The sequence below is a fragment of the Xylophilus sp. genome (assembly GCA_009914555.1).
GTDB lineage: Bacteria > Pseudomonadota > Gammaproteobacteria > Burkholderiales > Burkholderiaceae_C > WNDY01.
Map to the genome: position 1 here is coordinate 1 of WNDY01000078.1, position 15,378 is coordinate 15,378.

Annotated in this window: 12 protein-coding genes and 2 pseudogenes; 8 read left to right on the top strand and 6 right to left on the bottom strand. The window is 72.1% G+C overall.

Annotated features, from left to right (window positions below; translation table 11 throughout):
• The 5 genes and pseudogenes from GAK38_RS24025 to GAK38_RS21370 form a co-directional block, all read right to left on the bottom strand.
• Positions 1 to 163: transposase (locus GAK38_RS24025; protein WP_443089256.1), on the bottom strand; the 163-nt coding region annotated here is incomplete at its 3' end.
• Between the two features lie 64 nt (positions 164 to 227).
• A pseudogene (locus GAK38_RS21355) lies at positions 228 to 404 on the bottom strand (OsmC family peroxiredoxin); the annotation flags it as partial.
• A 226-nt stretch (positions 405 to 630) separates the two neighbouring features.
• Positions 631 to 2,841, bottom strand: coding sequence for a malate synthase G (locus GAK38_RS21360; protein ID WP_325346952.1), 2,211 nt, complete (start codon positions 2,839 to 2,841; stop codon positions 631 to 633).
• Positions 2,842 to 2,885: 44 nt separating this feature from the next.
• Complete coding sequence (locus tag GAK38_RS21365; protein WP_325346953.1) at positions 2,886 to 3,572, bottom strand: haloacid dehalogenase type II; 687 nt, start codon at positions 3,570 to 3,572, stop codon at positions 2,886 to 2,888.
• 61 nt (positions 3,573 to 3,633) lie between these two features.
• On the bottom strand, positions 3,634 to 4,356 hold the full coding sequence (locus tag GAK38_RS21370) for a TetR/AcrR family transcriptional regulator (protein ID WP_325346954.1): 723 nt from the start codon (positions 4,354 to 4,356) through the stop codon (positions 3,634 to 3,636).
• 83 nt (positions 4,357 to 4,439) lie between these two features.
• Here GAK38_RS21370 and GAK38_RS21375 point away from each other — a divergent pair, with 83 nt between their 5' ends.
• The 5 genes from GAK38_RS21375 to GAK38_RS21395 all read left to right on the top strand — a co-directional run bounded on the left by GAK38_RS21375 (position 4,440) and on the right by GAK38_RS21395 (position 11,155).
• Complete coding sequence (locus GAK38_RS21375) at positions 4,440 to 5,468, top strand: HlyD family efflux transporter periplasmic adaptor subunit (RefSeq protein WP_325346955.1); 1,029 nt, start codon at positions 4,440 to 4,442, stop codon at positions 5,466 to 5,468.
• Complete coding sequence (locus tag GAK38_RS21380) at positions 5,465 to 7,234, top strand: ATP-binding cassette domain-containing protein (RefSeq protein WP_325346956.1); 1,770 nt, start codon at positions 5,465 to 5,467, stop codon at positions 7,232 to 7,234. The genes GAK38_RS21375 and GAK38_RS21380 overlap by 4 nt, the downstream gene beginning before the upstream one ends.
• Positions 7,231 to 8,367, top strand: a complete 1,137-nt coding sequence (locus GAK38_RS21385; RefSeq protein ID WP_325346957.1) for an ABC transporter permease — start codon at positions 7,231 to 7,233, stop codon at positions 8,365 to 8,367. The genes GAK38_RS21380 and GAK38_RS21385 overlap by 4 nt, the downstream gene beginning before the upstream one ends.
• An 18-nt stretch (positions 8,368 to 8,385) precedes the next feature.
• Positions 8,386 to 9,495, top strand: a complete 1,110-nt coding sequence (locus tag GAK38_RS21390; protein WP_443089255.1) for an ABC transporter permease — start codon at positions 8,386 to 8,388, stop codon at positions 9,493 to 9,495.
• A 148-nt stretch (positions 9,496 to 9,643) separates the two neighbouring features.
• A complete protein-coding gene (locus GAK38_RS21395; protein ID WP_325346959.1) occupies positions 9,644 to 11,155 on the top strand; it encodes an efflux transporter outer membrane subunit in 1,512 nt (503 codons plus the stop codon).
• A 66-nt stretch (positions 11,156 to 11,221) separates the two neighbouring features.
• Here GAK38_RS21395 and GAK38_RS21400 read toward each other — a convergent pair whose 3' ends face one another.
• A complete protein-coding gene (locus GAK38_RS21400) occupies positions 11,222 to 11,968 on the bottom strand; it encodes an IclR family transcriptional regulator (RefSeq protein WP_325346960.1) in 747 nt (248 codons plus the stop codon).
• A 139-nt stretch (positions 11,969 to 12,107) separates the two neighbouring features.
• On the opposite strand from GAK38_RS21400, the pseudogene GAK38_RS21405 reads away from it, so the two are divergent.
• The 3 genes and pseudogenes from GAK38_RS21405 to GAK38_RS21415 all read left to right on the top strand — a co-directional run.
• Positions 12,108 to 12,821 (top strand): annotated as a pseudogene (locus GAK38_RS21405) (hydroxymethylglutaryl-CoA lyase); the annotation flags it as partial.
• 192 nt (positions 12,822 to 13,013) lie between these two features.
• Positions 13,014 to 14,201, top strand: coding sequence for a CaiB/BaiF CoA transferase family protein (locus GAK38_RS21410; RefSeq protein ID WP_325346962.1), 1,188 nt, complete (start codon positions 13,014 to 13,016; stop codon positions 14,199 to 14,201).
• Between the two features lie 66 nt (positions 14,202 to 14,267).
• Positions 14,268 to 15,176, top strand: a complete 909-nt coding sequence (locus GAK38_RS21415) for a LysR family transcriptional regulator (protein ID WP_325346961.1) — start codon at positions 14,268 to 14,270, stop codon at positions 15,174 to 15,176.
• The last annotated feature ends 202 nt before the right edge of the window (positions 15,177 to 15,378 follow it).

Sequence of the window (15,378 nt, forward strand, 5' to 3'; positions counted from 1 at the left end):
CGTGCCGCCGCGCCTGGGCGCGCCAACTGTACAGCTGGGCAGGCTGCAACCCCAGATCACGAGCCACCGTGGTTACCCCTTCTGTGGCCGCTCGCAACAGTGCCTGCTGCCTGAACTCCAGGCTGAACTCCTGCCCCTTTCTGCCTGCCTTGCTCTTGGTCATCGTCCACCTCCTATTGCGATAGTTAATCGCTTATAGGGGTGTCCGTGAAACGGGGGCAAGATCAGGCGGCGTGCGCCGCGCCCAGCAGTTCCTCGGGGTTGGTGCCTTGGCGGTCGTCCTCGAAGCGGCTGCCGAAGCCGTAGGGATAGGCCTGCAGGGCCTGCGTGTCGGTGCTGATGCGGCCGCGGCCCTGCTTGCCGGCACCTTCCCAGTGGACGGTGGAGGTCTTCTCGATGGTCATGCGCGATTTCCTTGGCCCGGGCGGGGTGGAGGGGGACGGGAAAGGATGCGGAGTGCCCGGGGAGCGAAAAGTGTCTGCGCCGCGGGCCGCGCCGGCTGTCGGCGGATGCCGCGTCTGTGCTTCCCCGGACAGATACCGCGGCCACGTTCTTATACTCCCACGTCTATCATCGCATGGTGTATGATGTGTGCCCGCTGTGGATGGGAGGACCGGGGAGTATGTGGCGTCAACCCTCGGTCTTGACCTTCAGCCGCCACGCATGCAGCAGCGGCTCGGTGTAGCCGCTGGGCTGCGCCCGGCCCTGGAAGACCAGGTCCAGCGCCGCCTGGTAGGCCTTGGACGTGGCCGCGTTGCCGGCCAGCGGCCGGTAGAGCGGGTCGCCCGCGTTCTGGCCGTCCACCACCGCGGCCATGCGCTCGAAGGTCTCGCGCACCTGGGTCTCGGTCATCACGCCGTGCAGCAGCCAGTTGGCGATGTGCTGGCTGCTGATGCGCAGCGTGGCGCGGTCCTCCATCAGGCCCACGTCGTGGATGTCGGGCACCTTGGAGCAGCCCACGCCCTGGTCGATCCAGCGCACCACGTAGCCGAGGATGCCCTGCACGTTGTTGTCGAGTTCCTGCTGGCGCTCCCCGGCGCTCCAGTCGGCCTTGGCGGCCACCGGGATCTGGAGCAGGTCGGCCAGCAGCGCGTCGTACTGCGCGTCGGCATCCGTCTTCTCCAGCTCCTGCTGCACGGCGGCCACGTCGACCTGGTGGTAGTGCAGCGCATGCAGCGTGGCGGCCGTGGGGCTCGGCACCCAGGCGGTGTTGGCGCCGGCCTTGGGGTGGGCGATCTTCTGCTCCAGCATGGCGGCCATCAGGTCGGGCATGGCCCACATGCCCTTGCCGATCTGCGCGCGCCCGCGCAGGCCGAGCGAGAGGCCGACGAGCACGTTGTTCTTCTCGTAGGCGGCGATCCACTTCGTGCCCTTGATGGCGCCCTTGCGCAGCACCGGGCCGGCATGGATGGCGGTGTGGATTTCGTCGCCGGTGCGGTCGAGGAAGCCGGTGTTGATGAAGGCCACGCGGCCGGCGGCTTCGGCGATGCTGGCCTTGAGGTTGACGCTGGTGCGGCGCTCCTCGTCCATGATCCCGAGCTTGACCGTGTTGGCCGGCAGGCCCAGCAGCTGCTCGACGCGGCCGAACAGCTCGTTGGCGAAGGCCACTTCCTTCGGGCCGTGCATCTTGGGCTTGACGATGTAGACGCTGCCGGTGCGCGAGTTGCGGATGCCGTTGGTGTTCTTTCCCTGCAGGTCCACCAGCGCGATGGTCACGCTGACGATGGCGTCGAGGATGCCTTCCGGAATCTCCCGGCCGCCGTCGAGCAGCACGGCCGGGTGGGTCATCAAATGGCCCACGTTGCGCACGAAGAGCAGCGAGCGGCCGTGCAGCGTGACCGGTTGGCCCCCGGCGCCCTGGTGAGCGCCGTGATAGGTGCGGTCGGCGTTCAGGCGGCGGGTGATGGTCTTGCCGCCCTTGACGAGGTCCTCGGTCAGCGTGCCGGCCAGCAGGCCCAGCCAGTTGCCATAGGCCAGCACCTTGTCCTGCGCATCCACCACGGCGACCGAGTCTTCCAGGTCGAGGATGGTGGAGAGCGCGGCTTCGAGCTCCACGTCGGCGATGCCGGCCGGGTCGTCGCGGCCGATGGCGGTGCTGCGGTCGATCCGGATGTCGATGTGGATGCCGTGGTGGCGCAGCAGCACCGACGACGGCGCGGCCGCGTCGCCCTGCCAGCCGATGAACTGGGCCGCGTCCTTCAGACCGGTGTCGCCGGCCTTCGTTGCCACAACGAGCTTGCCGTCCTCGACGCGGTAGCCGGTCGCATCCTTGTGCGAGCCCGGGGCCAGCGGCGCGGCCTGGTCGAGCACGTTGCGCGCATAGGCGATCACCTTGGCGCCGCGGATCGGGTTGTAGCCCTTGGCGCCTTTCTCGGCGCCGTCGGTCTCAGGGATGGCGTCGGTGCCATAGAGCGCGTCGTAGAGCGAACCCCAGCGCGCATTGGCCGCGTTGAGCGCATAGCGGGCGTTGAGGATCGGCACGACCAGCTGCGGGCCGGCCTGCGGCGCCAGTTCGGCATCGACGTTCGTCGTGGTGGCCTTCACGCCCGCCGGCGGCGGCACGATGTAGCCGATCCTTTCGAGGAAGGCGCGGTAGCCGGCGCCGTCGGTGACCGGGCCGAGATGGGCCTTGTGCCAGGCATCCAGCTCGGCCTGGAGGCGGTCCCGCTCGGCCAGCAGCGCCGCGTTCTTCGGCGCCAGGTCGTGGGCGATGGCGTCGAAGCCCTTCCAGAAACGGTCGCTGTCCACGCCGACGGCGGGCAGAACCTGCTGTTCGATGAAGTCGAACAGTTCGGTGGCCACGGCCAGGCGGTGGCGGGTGGTGCGGGCGGTCGTCGTCATGGGAGGAACTCCTTGCGTCGTCGGATGGTGGAAGAACAAAAGAATCAGTTCAGGTGCGACAGCACGTCGCGCAGGCTGTTGCCGGTGCGGGTCGGCGGCGGGCCGATGTCTTCATAGGGCTGCCCCGCGCGGTTGACCCACAGCGTGCGGTAGCCGAACCAGGTGGCACCCAGCGCATCCCAGCCGTTGCCGCTGACGAACAGCGTGCGCCGAGGCTCCACGCCGGTGGCCTGCGGCCCCAGCGCATAGGTCGCGGGGTGGGGCTTGTAGCGGCGCACCGCGTCGGTGCTGAGGATGTGGTCGAACAGCCCGTCGAGCCCGGCGCTGCGCACGGCCACGCCGAGCATCTCCGGTTCGCCGTTGGAAAGGATGCCGGTGGCGATGCCGCGCGCGCGCAGCACCTGCAGGACCTCGCGGTCCTCGGGGAAGGCGCTGAGCGCGCGGTACTGGTTCATCAGCTGCGCCTCCTGCGCGGCGCCGAGCGCCAGGCCCAGGCGGCGGCAGCTGTGGCGCAGCGCGGCACGGGTCAGGACCCAGAAGGGCTCGTAGTGCGCGCCGTCGTCGGCGCTGGTGACCAGCCGGGTGTATTCGATCTGCTTGTCGCGCCAGAGCAGGCCCAACGCCTCGCCCCGGCCCGGGAACAACTGCTCGGCCGCCAGCCCCACGCTGTACACGTCGAACAGCGTGCCATAGGCATCGAAAAGCACGGCGGCGATGGGCGCGGAAGGCATGGGCGCACTTTATTGCAACCCTGGCTCACCATTGAGAGTCGATAAGTCGATTGATTGATGACTAAAAGGGTGGCAATGGCGGCTGCTCGTGCGCCGGTTGCGGGGCGTCCCGGGCGGCCGCCAACCCTCCCAGCGCGAACCGCCACAGGCCGTCGGCCAGGGCGTCGGGCGCCTCGGAGAACAGCGGCCGGATGGGCGCGGCGGTGCCGCGGTCGACGATCAGCAGGACCAGGCACGGCGCCACCACGCCGAGCACCAGCTGCGGCATGCGCGGGTCGGCGGGATCGATGCCGGTGATCCCGCCGACGATCGCGGACACCGCCTCGAACTTCGGCTGCGTGTCCTGCCGGAAGACCGTGTCCAGCAGCGGCGAGGGCGACAGCACCTCGCGTGCCCAGACCTGCATCGTCCAGTCGTCGCCGGCCAGGATGTGTCCGACCAGTTCGCGGAAGAAGCTGCGCAGCTTGTCGGGCGCCGGCAGGGCGTTCGTGGCCAGCTGCCGCAGGAACTCCATGCTCATGAAGCGGTGGTGCACCTCCTTCAGCACCGCGAGGTACAGCCCGTCGCGGCCGCCGAAGTGGTAGTTGATGGCCGCGAGGTTGACGCCGGCCCGCTCGCAGATGGCCTTGCCCGTCGTGCCTGCGTAGCCGCGCTGCGCGAACAGCCTGCCTGCCGCTTCGACGGTGCCGGCCCGGGTCGCGTCGCCGTCGGCGCGGCGCTGGCGCACCGGGTCCGCCGCGCCGGCAGCGCCGGCGCGCGGGGCGGGGCGGACGGCAGGTCTCATCGCATGGCTCCTCGGATCGGTCGGTCCAGTGTAGTACAGTGCGGACCTAGTTCAAATCTGGATTTGAATTGCGGGGCGCATCCATGCAACGAAAGACTCTGGCGGCCGTGTCCGTGGCGGTCCTGCTGGCGGTGGTGGCCGCTGCGGGCCTTCTTTTCTGGCGGCACGCGCACGAGCCGTCCGCCGGCGACGGGCTGACGCTCTATGGCAACGTCGACATCCGCCAGGTGTCGCTGGCGTTCGACGGCTCGGACCGGATCGCCGAGATGCGCGCCGAAGAAGGCGACCGGGTGCAGGCCGGCCAGGTGCTGGCGGTGCTCGACACGCGCACGCTGCGGCTGCAGCGCGCCCAGGCCGAGGCCCAGGTCGGCGTACTGGAGCAGGCGCTGCTGGCGCTGCGCCACGGCAGCCGGCCCGAAGAGGTCGCGCGGGCCGGTGCGCAGGTCGCCGCCGCGCAGGCCGAGGTCGAACGCAGCCGCCTGCTGCTGCAGCGGCTCGAAGGCGCCGCGGCCCAGACCGGCGGCCGCGCCGTAAGCCGCCTGGACCTGGACAACGCCGCCGCCCAGCTGCGCGTGGCGCAGGCGCAGCGCGATGCCCAGCTGCAGGCCCAGCGGCTTGCGCAGATCGGCCCGCGGCGCGAGGACATCGCGCGCGCCGAGGCGCAGCTGCGGGCCGCGCGGGCCGAGCAGGCGCTGCTGCAGCACCGCATCGACCAGGCCGAGCTGCGTGCGCCGCAGGCCGCGGTCGTGCGCTCGCGCCTGCTGGAGCCGGGCGACATGGCCTCGCCGCAGCGGCCGGCCTATGTGCTGGCGCTGACCGATCCGAAGTGGGTGCGCGCCTATGTGGACGAGACGGGACTGGGACGCATCCGGCCCGGCATGGCGGCGCCGGTCGTGACCGACAGCGCGCCGGCCGTGCCGATCGCCGGGCGCGTGGGCTTCATCTCGTCGGTGGCCGAGTTCACGCCCAAGAACGTGCAGACCGAGGAGCTGCGCACCAGCCTGGTCTACGAGGTGCGCATCCTCGTCGAGGATGCGGCGGACGGGCTGCGCCTGGGCATGCCCGCCACGGTGCGCATCGCCACGGACGCAGCGCAGCGCGCGCCGCGATGAGCGCCGGCAGCGGGCTGGCCGTGGATGCGCGCGCCATCGGCAAGCGGTTTGCCGACCCGGCCACCCGGCAGGGCGCGGCGGCGCTCGCCGGGGTCGACGTGCAGGCCGCGCACGGCGCGCTCACCGCGCTCGTCGGGCCGGACGGGGCGGGCAAGACCACCTTCCTGCGGCTGGTCGCCGGGCTCATGCGTCCGAGCGAAGGCAGCCTCCGCGTGCTGGGGCTGGACGTGGCGCGGCAGCCGCAGGCCGTGCAGGATCGCATCGGCTACATGCCGCAGCGCTTCGGCCTGTACGAGGATCTGAGCGTGCAGGAGAACCTGGACCTGTACGCCGACCTGCACGGCGTGCCGCGGCCGGCGCGCCGCGAGCGCTTCGCGCAGCTGCTGGAGATGACCGACCTCGCGCGTTTCGCCGCCCGCCCGGCCGGCAAGCTCTCCGGCGGCATGAAGCAGAAGCTCGGCCTGGCCTGCACGCTGGTGCGCTCGCCCGAGCTGCTGCTGCTCGACGAGCCCACGGTCGGCGTCGATCCGCTGTCGCGGCGCGAGCTCTGGGAGATCGTGCAGCAGCTCGTCGCCGCCCAGCGGCTGACGGTGCTGCTGGCGACCTCGTACATGGACGAGGCCGCGCGCTGCGCGCAGGTCCACGTGCTGCACGAAGGCCGCGTGCTGGCCGGCGGCAGCCCGGCCGCGATCGCGGCCCACGCGCGCGGGCTGTGCCGCGAGGCCGAGCCGCCGCCCGGCGAGCCCGCGCGCCGGCTCCAGGCGCGCCTGCTCGATGACGGGGCGGCGGTCGTCGACGCCGTGCCGCACGGCGGTCGGGTGCGGTTCATCCTGCGCGCAGCGGCGTCCGCGCCGCAGCTGCCGCCCGGGGTGGCGCAGCAGCCGGTGCCCGAGCGGCTGGAGGACGGCTTCATGGTGCTGCTGCGCGCGCGCGGCAGTGGCGGCGGGTATGCCGCCACTGCCGCCCAGGCCGCGCCCGACGGGGCCGCCAGGGCCGCCGGCGCCGGGGAGGCGCCGGTGATCGAGGTGCACGACCTGGTGCGCCGCTTCGGCAACTTCGTCGCGGTGGACCGGACCACCTTCAGCGTGCGCCGCGGCGAGGTGTTCGGCCTGCTCGGTCCCAACGGCGCGGGCAAGACAACCACCTTCCGCATGCTCTGCGGCCTGCTCGCGCCCAGCGGCGGCCAGGCCCGCGTGGCCGGGCTGGACCTGCGCAGCGCGCGGTCCCAGGCGCGCGGACGCATCGGCTACGTGGCGCAGAAGTTCTCGCTCTATGCCAACCTGACGGTGCGGGAGAACCTGCGGTTCTTCGGCGGCGCCTACGGCCTGCGCGGCGCGCGCCTGGCGCAGCGCATGCAGGCGGTGCTCGCGCAGTTCGACCTCGCCGGCCACGCGGCCCGGCCGGCCGGGCAGCTGCCGGGCGGTGTGAAGCAGCGGCTGGCCATGGCCGCCGGGCTGCTGCACGAGCCGGAGATCCTGTTCCTCGACGAGCCGACGAGCGGAGCCGACCCGCTCGCGCGCCGCGGCTTCTGGCGCCGGATCACCGCGCTGGCCGCAGCCGGCACCACGGTTGTCGTCACCACGCATTTCATGGAAGAGGCCGAATACTGCGACCGCGTCGTCATCCAGGACGCCGGCCGGCTGCTGGCGCTGGGCACGCCCGCGCAGGTGCGCGCGCAGGCCGGCGAGACGCCGCAGCGGCGGCTCGACATGGAGCGGGCCTTCATCGGCATCGTCGAGCGCGCCCGCGCGGAGGCCCGCCGGTGAGCGGCGCGCGCGACGCCTTCCGGCGCGTGGCCGCGCTGGTCAGGAAGGAGTTCCGCCAGCTGCTGCGCGACCGCAGCAACCTGCTGATCGGCATCGGCCTGCCGATCGCGCTGATCCTGATCTTCGGCTACGGCCTGTCGCTGGACGTGCGCGACGCGCGCATCGTGGTCGCGCTGGGGGACGCTTCGCCGCCGGCGCGCGAGGTGGTCGCGGCCCTGGAGGGTTCGCCGTACATGGTCACGACCGTCGTGCGCTCGCTCGCCGCGGCGCGGCGAGCGATGGATGCGCACGCGGCCGACGCGCTCCTCCTTCTGCCCGGCGATTTCACGCGCCGGGCCGCCGCGGGCGACGCGCGGGTGCAGCTGCTGCTGCACGGCGGCGACCCGATCCGTGCGGCGGGCATCCGCGGCTACGTCGAGGCGGCGGTCGCGGCGATCGCGCAGAAGCGCGGCGACCGTGCCGGCCCGGGCGCGGCGGCGGCCGCCAGCGGCGTCGTCGTGGTGGACCGCATGTGGTTCAACGCCGCCAACAACAGCACCTGGTACCTCGTGCCGGGCCTCATCGTGCTGATCATGACCCTGGTCGGCACCTTCCTGACGGCGCTTGTGATGGCGCGCGAGTGGGAACGCGGCACGCTGGAGGCGCTGTTCGTCACGCCGGTGCGGCCCGCCGAGGTGCTGGTGGCCAAGATCGTGCCGTACTTCGCCGTCGGACTGGCCGGGATGGGGCTGTGCCTGCTGGCGGCGCGGCTGCTCTTCGGCGTGCCGCTGCAGGGCTCGCTGGCCGTGCTGCTGGCCGCGGGCATGCTCTACATGGTCGTGTCGCTGGGCATCGGCCTGCTGATCTCGGCGTTCACCCGCAACCAGTTCCTGGCCAGCCAGATCGCCATCCTTGCGAGCTTCCTGCCGGCGATGATGCTGTCGGGCTTCGTGTTCGACCTGCGCAACGTGCCGCAGGCCGTGTCGGTGATCGGCCATCTGCTGCCGGCCACCTATTTCATGGAGATCGTCAAGACGCTCTTCCTCGCCGGCACGCACTGGCCGCTGGTGCTCAGGGACTGCGCGATCCTTGCGGCGTATGCCGCCGGGCTGCTCGCACTGGCGCGCGCGGCCACGCGCAAGCGGCTCGACTGAACGAAGGAGGGTATGCCGGTGATCGACTATCTGCGCCAGCTCGCCAACCTCTGCCGCAAGGAGTTCCTTGCGGTGCTCAAGGATCCGGCCAACCGCGTGATCCTGATCGTGCCGGTGATCCTGCAGAGCCTGCTGTTCGGCTATGGCGCAACCTTCGATCTGCACGACGTGCCCTACGCCGTGGTCGACCAGAGCCGGGGCGAGCAGTCGCAGCGCCTGCTCGCGCGGCTCGACGGCACCGGCGCGTTCCGCCGCGTGGCCACGCTCGATTCGCCCGCGCAGATCGCCGGCGCCATCGACGCGGGCCGCGCGCTGCTGGTGCTGCACTTCGCGCCGGACTTCGACAGCCGCCTGCGCAGCCAGGGCGGCGCGCCGCTTCAGGTGGTGCTCGACGGGCGCAACTCCACCACGGCGGGCAACGCGGCAGCGCAGGTGCGGGCGGTGGTCGCCGGCTTCAACGCGACGCTGCCCGGCGCTGCGCAGCCGGCCATCACGGTCGAATCGCGCGCATGGTTCAACCCGAACCTCGAGACGCTCTGGAACATCGTTCCCGGCCTCATCGCCTCGCTGAGCATGATCCAGGTGATGATGCTCGCGGCGCTGTCGGTGGCGCGCGAGCGCGAGCAGGGCACCTTCGACCAGCTGCTGGTCACGCCGGCCTCGCCCACGCAGATCATGGTCGGCAAGGCCGTGCCGGCCATCGCCATCGGGCTGGTGCAGTCGCTCGCCGTGCTGCTGGTCTCACGCTACTGGTTCCGCATACCGATGGCCGGCAGCGCGGGGGCGCTGGCGGTGGGCCTGCTGCTGTTCACCATCGCGGTGGTGGGCATCGGGCTGTCGATCTCGGCGCTGTCGGCCGACATGCAGCAGGCCATGCTCTACACCTTCGTGCTGCTGGTGCCGCTGGTGCTGCTGTCGGGCCTGGCCACGCCGGTGCGCAACATGCCGCCGGCCTTCCAGGCCGCCACCTCCGCGAATCCGCTGCGCTTCGCCATCGACCTGGTGCGTCGCGTGTACCTGGAGGGTGCGACGCTCGCGCAGGTCTGGCACGACTTCATCCCTTTCGTCTGCGTGGCGGCGCTGACCCTGCCGCTGGCCGCGTGGCTGTTCCGCCACCGCCTCGCCTGAAGTGAAACGACATTTCCCGGGCGGTGAGCCCGAGGCCGCCGCCGCAGGCAGCGACCGGTCAGGCCGTCCATGCGTGCGCAGGCAGGCTGGGGGCCGCTGCCTTCACCCCCCGCAAGGGGCCACCGAGATCGACCACAGGTTCCGAGCCATGCCTTCTTCCTTTGCACCGCATCTCCATGCCGCGATCCTGTGCGCTGCCCTGGCGGGCTGTGCCAGCGTTGGGCCGGATTTCCAGACGCCCCAGGCCGATGCGCCGGCCGGCTGGGCCGCGCGCCCGAGCAGCGCACCCGGACTCGCCGCCACCTGGGCGCCGGACACCGCCGCGCCGCCGGCGGCCTGGTGGCGCGTGTTCCGGGACCCGGTGCTCGACCGTCTCGAAGCCCGCGCCGCCGCCGCCAGTCCCGACCTGCGGACGGCGGCGCTGCGCTTCGCCCAGAGCCGTCTGCAGCGCAGCGTGGCCGCCGCCCAGGCCACGCCGCAGGCGGGCTTTCAGGCCCAGGCCACGCGCCAGCGCCAGAGCGAGACATCGGCCGAGACGCGGCTCGTCGGCGCCATCGCCGGCGCCGAGGCGCCGCGGCTGGTGGACGTGCTGAGCGATCCGTTCCCGCTCTACCAGGCCGGCTTCGACGTGTCGTGGGAGCTGGACCTCTGGGGCCGCGTGCGGCGCTCGGTGGAGGCGGCCGATGCCGCCGCCGAGTCCGCCGGCGCGCAGTTCGAGGACGCGCGCCTGGTCGTGTCCGCGGAAGTCGCACGCGCCTATGCCGAGCTGCGCCAGCTCCAGCGCCAGCAGGCGCTGCTCGCACGCGACGCCGCGACGGTCGAGGAACTCCTCGCGCTCCAGCAGGCGCGTGTGGTCAACGGCCTTGCCGACGAGGACGCGCCGCTGGCGCAGTCGCAGGCCCTGGCCGGGCTGCGCGCCCGGCAGGCCGCCTGGCAGGCGCAGCATGCGGCCCTGCTCAACCAGATCGGCCTGCTCACCGGCGACGCGCCGGGCGCGCTCACCACGCTGCTGGCGCCCGCCGCCGGCGACATCGACGGCACTGCGCAGCCGGTGCCGGCCGCGCCGGCCCTGGGGCAGCCCGCGGAGCTGCTGCGCCGCCGGCCCGACGTGCGCGCGGCCGAGGCGCAGCTGCATGCGGCCACGGCCGAGATCGGTGTGGCCATGGCCGACCTCTATCCGCGCATCGCGCTCGATGCATCGGCCGGCGTCCAGTCGATCGGGGCGGGCTCGTTCGGCGAATGGGCGTCGCGCACTTGGCAGATCGGCCCGGTGCTGAGCCTGCCGGTGTTCGACGGCGGCCGGCGGCGGGCCAACGTGGAACTGCGCCGGATCGACCAGCAGCGCGCGGCCGTGGCCTGGCGCCAGAGCGTGCTCAAGGCGTGGCAGGAAGTGGATGACGCGCTGGCCGCGCATGCGGCCGAGCGCCTGCGCAACCAGCGCCTTCGCGAGCAGGTGGACGCCAGCCGCACGCAGCTGGCGCTGGCACGCGCCCGGACGGCCTCCGGTCTGGTCAGCGAACTGGCGCCGCTGCAGGCCGAGCGGGCCTTGCGGCAGGCGCAGTCCCTGCTGTGCGAGAGCGACGGCAGCCTGCGCACCTCGCTCGTGCGCCTCTACAAGGCCGCCGGTGGCGGTGCCGGACCGTCCGGCACTGTAGAGTGAAAGAGTATGTCCTTGTAGCGCCCGATTCTCGGGTGTTATGACGATATAGGACAGGGTGTATTGGGTTCAGCCCCGCAGCAGCGGCCCGAGGCTGCGTGCGGCTTCCACCACGGCTGCGATGGGCTCTTCGGCGTAGCGCTGCGTGGGCATGGTCAGCGTGAGCGCGCCCGCGAGCGAGCCGTCGGAGCGCAGCACCGGCGCCGAGATGCCGGCCAGCTCCGGCGTGCGGTCGCCGATCAGCGCACACCAGCCCTGCGCGCGCACCTGGGCGAGCAGCTCGGCATCCTGCGGCGGGGCGCTGTCAGTCTGCGGGCCGAAGGCCTGGAGCACCCGTGCGCCGGCGCCGCGGTCGGCCGGCAGCAGGTCGCCGGCGCGCACGTGGTCGCGCAGCAGCTGCGGCGAGTCCACGCGCAGCAGGCACAGCCGCACCCAGCCGCCGCCGGGCTGGTCGCGCCGCACGTGGAAGGCCGCGCTCTCGCCGGTGCGCTCCACCAGCGCGCGCAGCACCGGCATCACCGTGTCCTCCAGCGACGATGCGGCCGCGTAGATGCCGTGCAGCCGCGCGATGGCGGGCCCCAGCGCATAGCGGCCGTCGTCCTGCCGCACGACGAACGCGCCGTGCTCCAGCGAGGCCAGCAGCCGCAGCGCCGTGCTCTTGTAGAGCCGCGCGCGCCCGGCCAGCTCGGCCAGCGGCAGCGCCCGGTCGCCCGGCCGGAAGGCGGCCAGCAGCGACAGCGCGCGGTCCACGGCGGCGGCGCCGCCGGGCGCGGCATCGGCATCGGCAACGGAAGCGGTTTGGGCTTTGCGGGGCACGGCAGTAGAATCGGGTTCCGTTTTAAAGAACGTTGTTCTGAAAGACAGAATTATGAACCCAGCGACTGACCTCCAGCAACCCGATGTCCTCATCAGCGAAGTGGGGCCGCGCGACGGCCTGCAGTCGGTCCAGGCGACCATGCCCACGGCCCACAAGCTGCGCTGGATCGCCGCGCTGCATGCGGCCGGCGTGCGCGAGATCGAGGTCGGCTCCTTCGTGCCGGCCAAGCTGCTGCCCCAGCTGGCCGACACGGCCGACGTCGTGGCCTTCGCCCGCACGCTGCCGGGGCTCACGGTGATGGCGCTGGTGCCCAACCTGCGCGGCGCCGAGGCGGCGCTCGCCGCGGGCGTGCACAAGCTCACCGTGCCGGTGTCGGCCAGCGCGGCGCACTCGCTGGCCAACGTGCGCAAGACGCGCGAGCAGATGGTCGACGAGGTACGCGCCATCGCCCGCCTGCGCGACGAGCGGGCGCCGGGCGTCAGGCTGGAGGCGGGCATCTCCACCGCCTTCGGCTGCACGCTGCAAGGGCTGGTGCCGGAGGACGAGGTGATCCGGCTGGCTGCGCAGTGCATCGCCGCGGGCGCCGACGAGTCCGGCCTGTCGGATACGGTCGGCTATGCCAACCCGGCCCAGGTGCGCCGCCTGTTCCGCCGCCTGCGCGCCGAGATCGGCTCGCACGCCGGCGCGGCCCACATGCACAACACCCGCGGCCTGGGCCTGGCCAACTGTTTGGCGGCCTATGAAGAAGGCGTGCGCACCTTCGACAGCTCGCTCGGCGGCCTGGATGGCTGCCCCTATGCGCCGGGCGCATCGGGCAACGTGGTGACCGAGGACCTGGTCTTCATGTTCGAGGCGATGGGCGTGGCCACCGGCATCGACATCGAGAAGCTGGTCGCCGCGCGGGAGCCGCTCCAGTCCGGGCTGCCCGGCGAGCCGGTCTACGGCATGACGCCCGATGCCGGCCTGCCCAGGGGCTTCGTGCCCGGCTGGCAGCCGCCGGAGGCCGCGGCGCCGGCGGCCGAGGCCACGGAAGGCGGGCGCACGCTGCCGCTGGCCGGCATCCGCGTGGTCGAGTTCACCCACATGGTCATGGGCCCGGCCTGCGGGCTGGTGCTGGCCGACCTGGGTGCCGAGGTCATCAAGGTCGAGCCGGTCGAGGGCGACTCCACCCGCCGCCTGCTGGGCTCGGGCGCGGGCTTCTTCCCGATGTTCAACCGCAACAAGCAGAGCATCGCGCTCGATTTGAAGCAGCCGGCCGGCATCGAGGCCGCGCTGCGCCTCATCGACGGCGCCGACATCGTGGTCGAGAACTTCAAGGGCGGCGTGATGGAGCGCCTGGGCCTGGGCTACGCAGCGCTGCGCGCGCGCAACCCGCGGCTGATCTACGTAGGCCACAAGGGCTTCCTGCCCGGGCCGTATGAACACCGCACCGCGCTCGACGAGGTGGTGCAGATGATGGGCGGGCTGGCCTACATGACCGGCCGCCCCGGCGACCCGCTGCGCGCCGGCACCAGCATCAACGACATCATGGGCGGCCTGTTCGGCGCCATCGGCGCGATGGCCGCGCTGGCGCGGCGCGAGAAGACGGGCGAGGGCTGCGAGGTGCAGGCCGCGCTGTTCGAGAACAACGTCTTCCTCGTTGGCCAGCACATGCTGCAGTACGCCGTGACCGGCCGCCCGGCCGCGCCCATGCCCGCACGCATCTCGGCCTGGGCGATCTACGACGTGTTCGCGGTGAAGGACAACGAACAGATCTTCCTGGCCGTGGTCAGCGACAAGCAGTGGGCCATCTTCTGCCGCGCCTTCGGCTTCGACGACCTGGCGGCCGATGCGCGGCTCGCCACCAACAACGACCGTGTGCGCGCCCGCGAATGGCTGCTGCCCGACCTGCGCCAGCGCCTGGCCCGGCACAGCGCCGACGCGCTGGCGGCGGTGTTCGAGCGCGAAGGCCTGCCCTTCGCACCGATCACACGGCCGGAGCAGCTGTTCGACGATCCGCACCTGATCGCCACCGGCGGGCTCGGCGCCATGCGCCTGCCCGACGGCCGCACGACCAGCGCACCGCTGCTGCCCCTGACGCTGGCCGGCGCGCGGCTGGAAGTCCGCTCCATGCCGCCGGCCGTCGGCGAGCACACCGAGGCGCTGCTGCGCGAGGCGGGCTATGGCGATGCGGCCCTCGGCGCGTTGCAGGCTGCGGCGGTCATACCGGGCAAGGCGGCGACAGAAAGCTGATGGTCATCAATCGCGGTCCGCCGGCGATTGATCTTTGCCCGGCGCGCATCTAATCTGCGCGCCATCATGGCCCACCTCAAGCAGCTCGAATCCTTCGTCTCGGTCGCCCAGCGCGGCAGCCTCACGGCCGCTGCCCATGCCGAAGGCGTGGCCCCGGCCATCATCGGCCGCCGGCTCGATGCATTGGAAGAGCGCCTGGGCGTGAAGCTGTTGGTGCGCACCACGCGGCGCATCACGCTCACCCACGAGGGCAGCGCCTTTCTGGAAGACTGCCAGCGCATCCTGGCCGACCTGGCCAATGCCGAGGCCAGCGTCAGTGCCGGCGGCGTGAAGGCCAGCGGCCACCTGCGCATCACCGCGCCCGCGGGCTTCGGCCGCCGCCACGTCGCGCCGCTGGTGCCGCGCTTTCGCGCCCAGCATGGCGAGGTGACCGTCTCGCTCAACCTCAGCGACCGCGTGGTCGACCTGGCCGGCGAGGGCTTCGACTGCGCGGTGCGCGTGGGCGATCTGCCGGACTCGGCCCTGGTCAGCGTGCGCCTGGCCGACAACCGGCGCCTGTGCGTGGCCACGCCGGACTACCTGGCGCGCCGCGGCACGCCCGCCACGCCGGCCGACCTGGCGCGGCACGACTGCCTCACGCTGTCGAGCGACGCCTCGCAGACCCGCGGCTGGGCCTTCCGCATGCCGGGCGGAGAAGTCGTCCACCTGCGCCCCGGCGGGCCGCTGGACTGTTCAGACGGCCAGGTGCTGCACGACTGGTGCCTGGCCGGCCACGGCGTCGCGTGGCGCAGCACGTGGGAGGTCGAGGCCGATATCGCGGCGGGCCGGCTGGTGGCTTTATTGGAAGACTTCGCCGCGCCGCCGAACGGGATCTATGCACTGTTTCCGCATGCGAGGCATCTGCCGCTGCGCGTGCGGCTGTGGATCGACTTTCTCAAGCACCACTATGGGCGGGTGGAGTTCTGGCGCGGTTGAGGTGGCGGTGATCTCTGGGTATATGCTTGATGCGTCCGATTTTAGGGCGCTGCGGAAAGCTGCTCGGGGTGTATAGGGGCTGTCAGTATTTCTGTGTGTGAGGCGGTTGGTGAACTGGTTTCTGGCTGTTGATCTATCAGGCCCCTGCCAGGCCGCCGGAGGCCCCCCCGGTTGGCCCATGGACCCATGGCTCAGCCCCTCA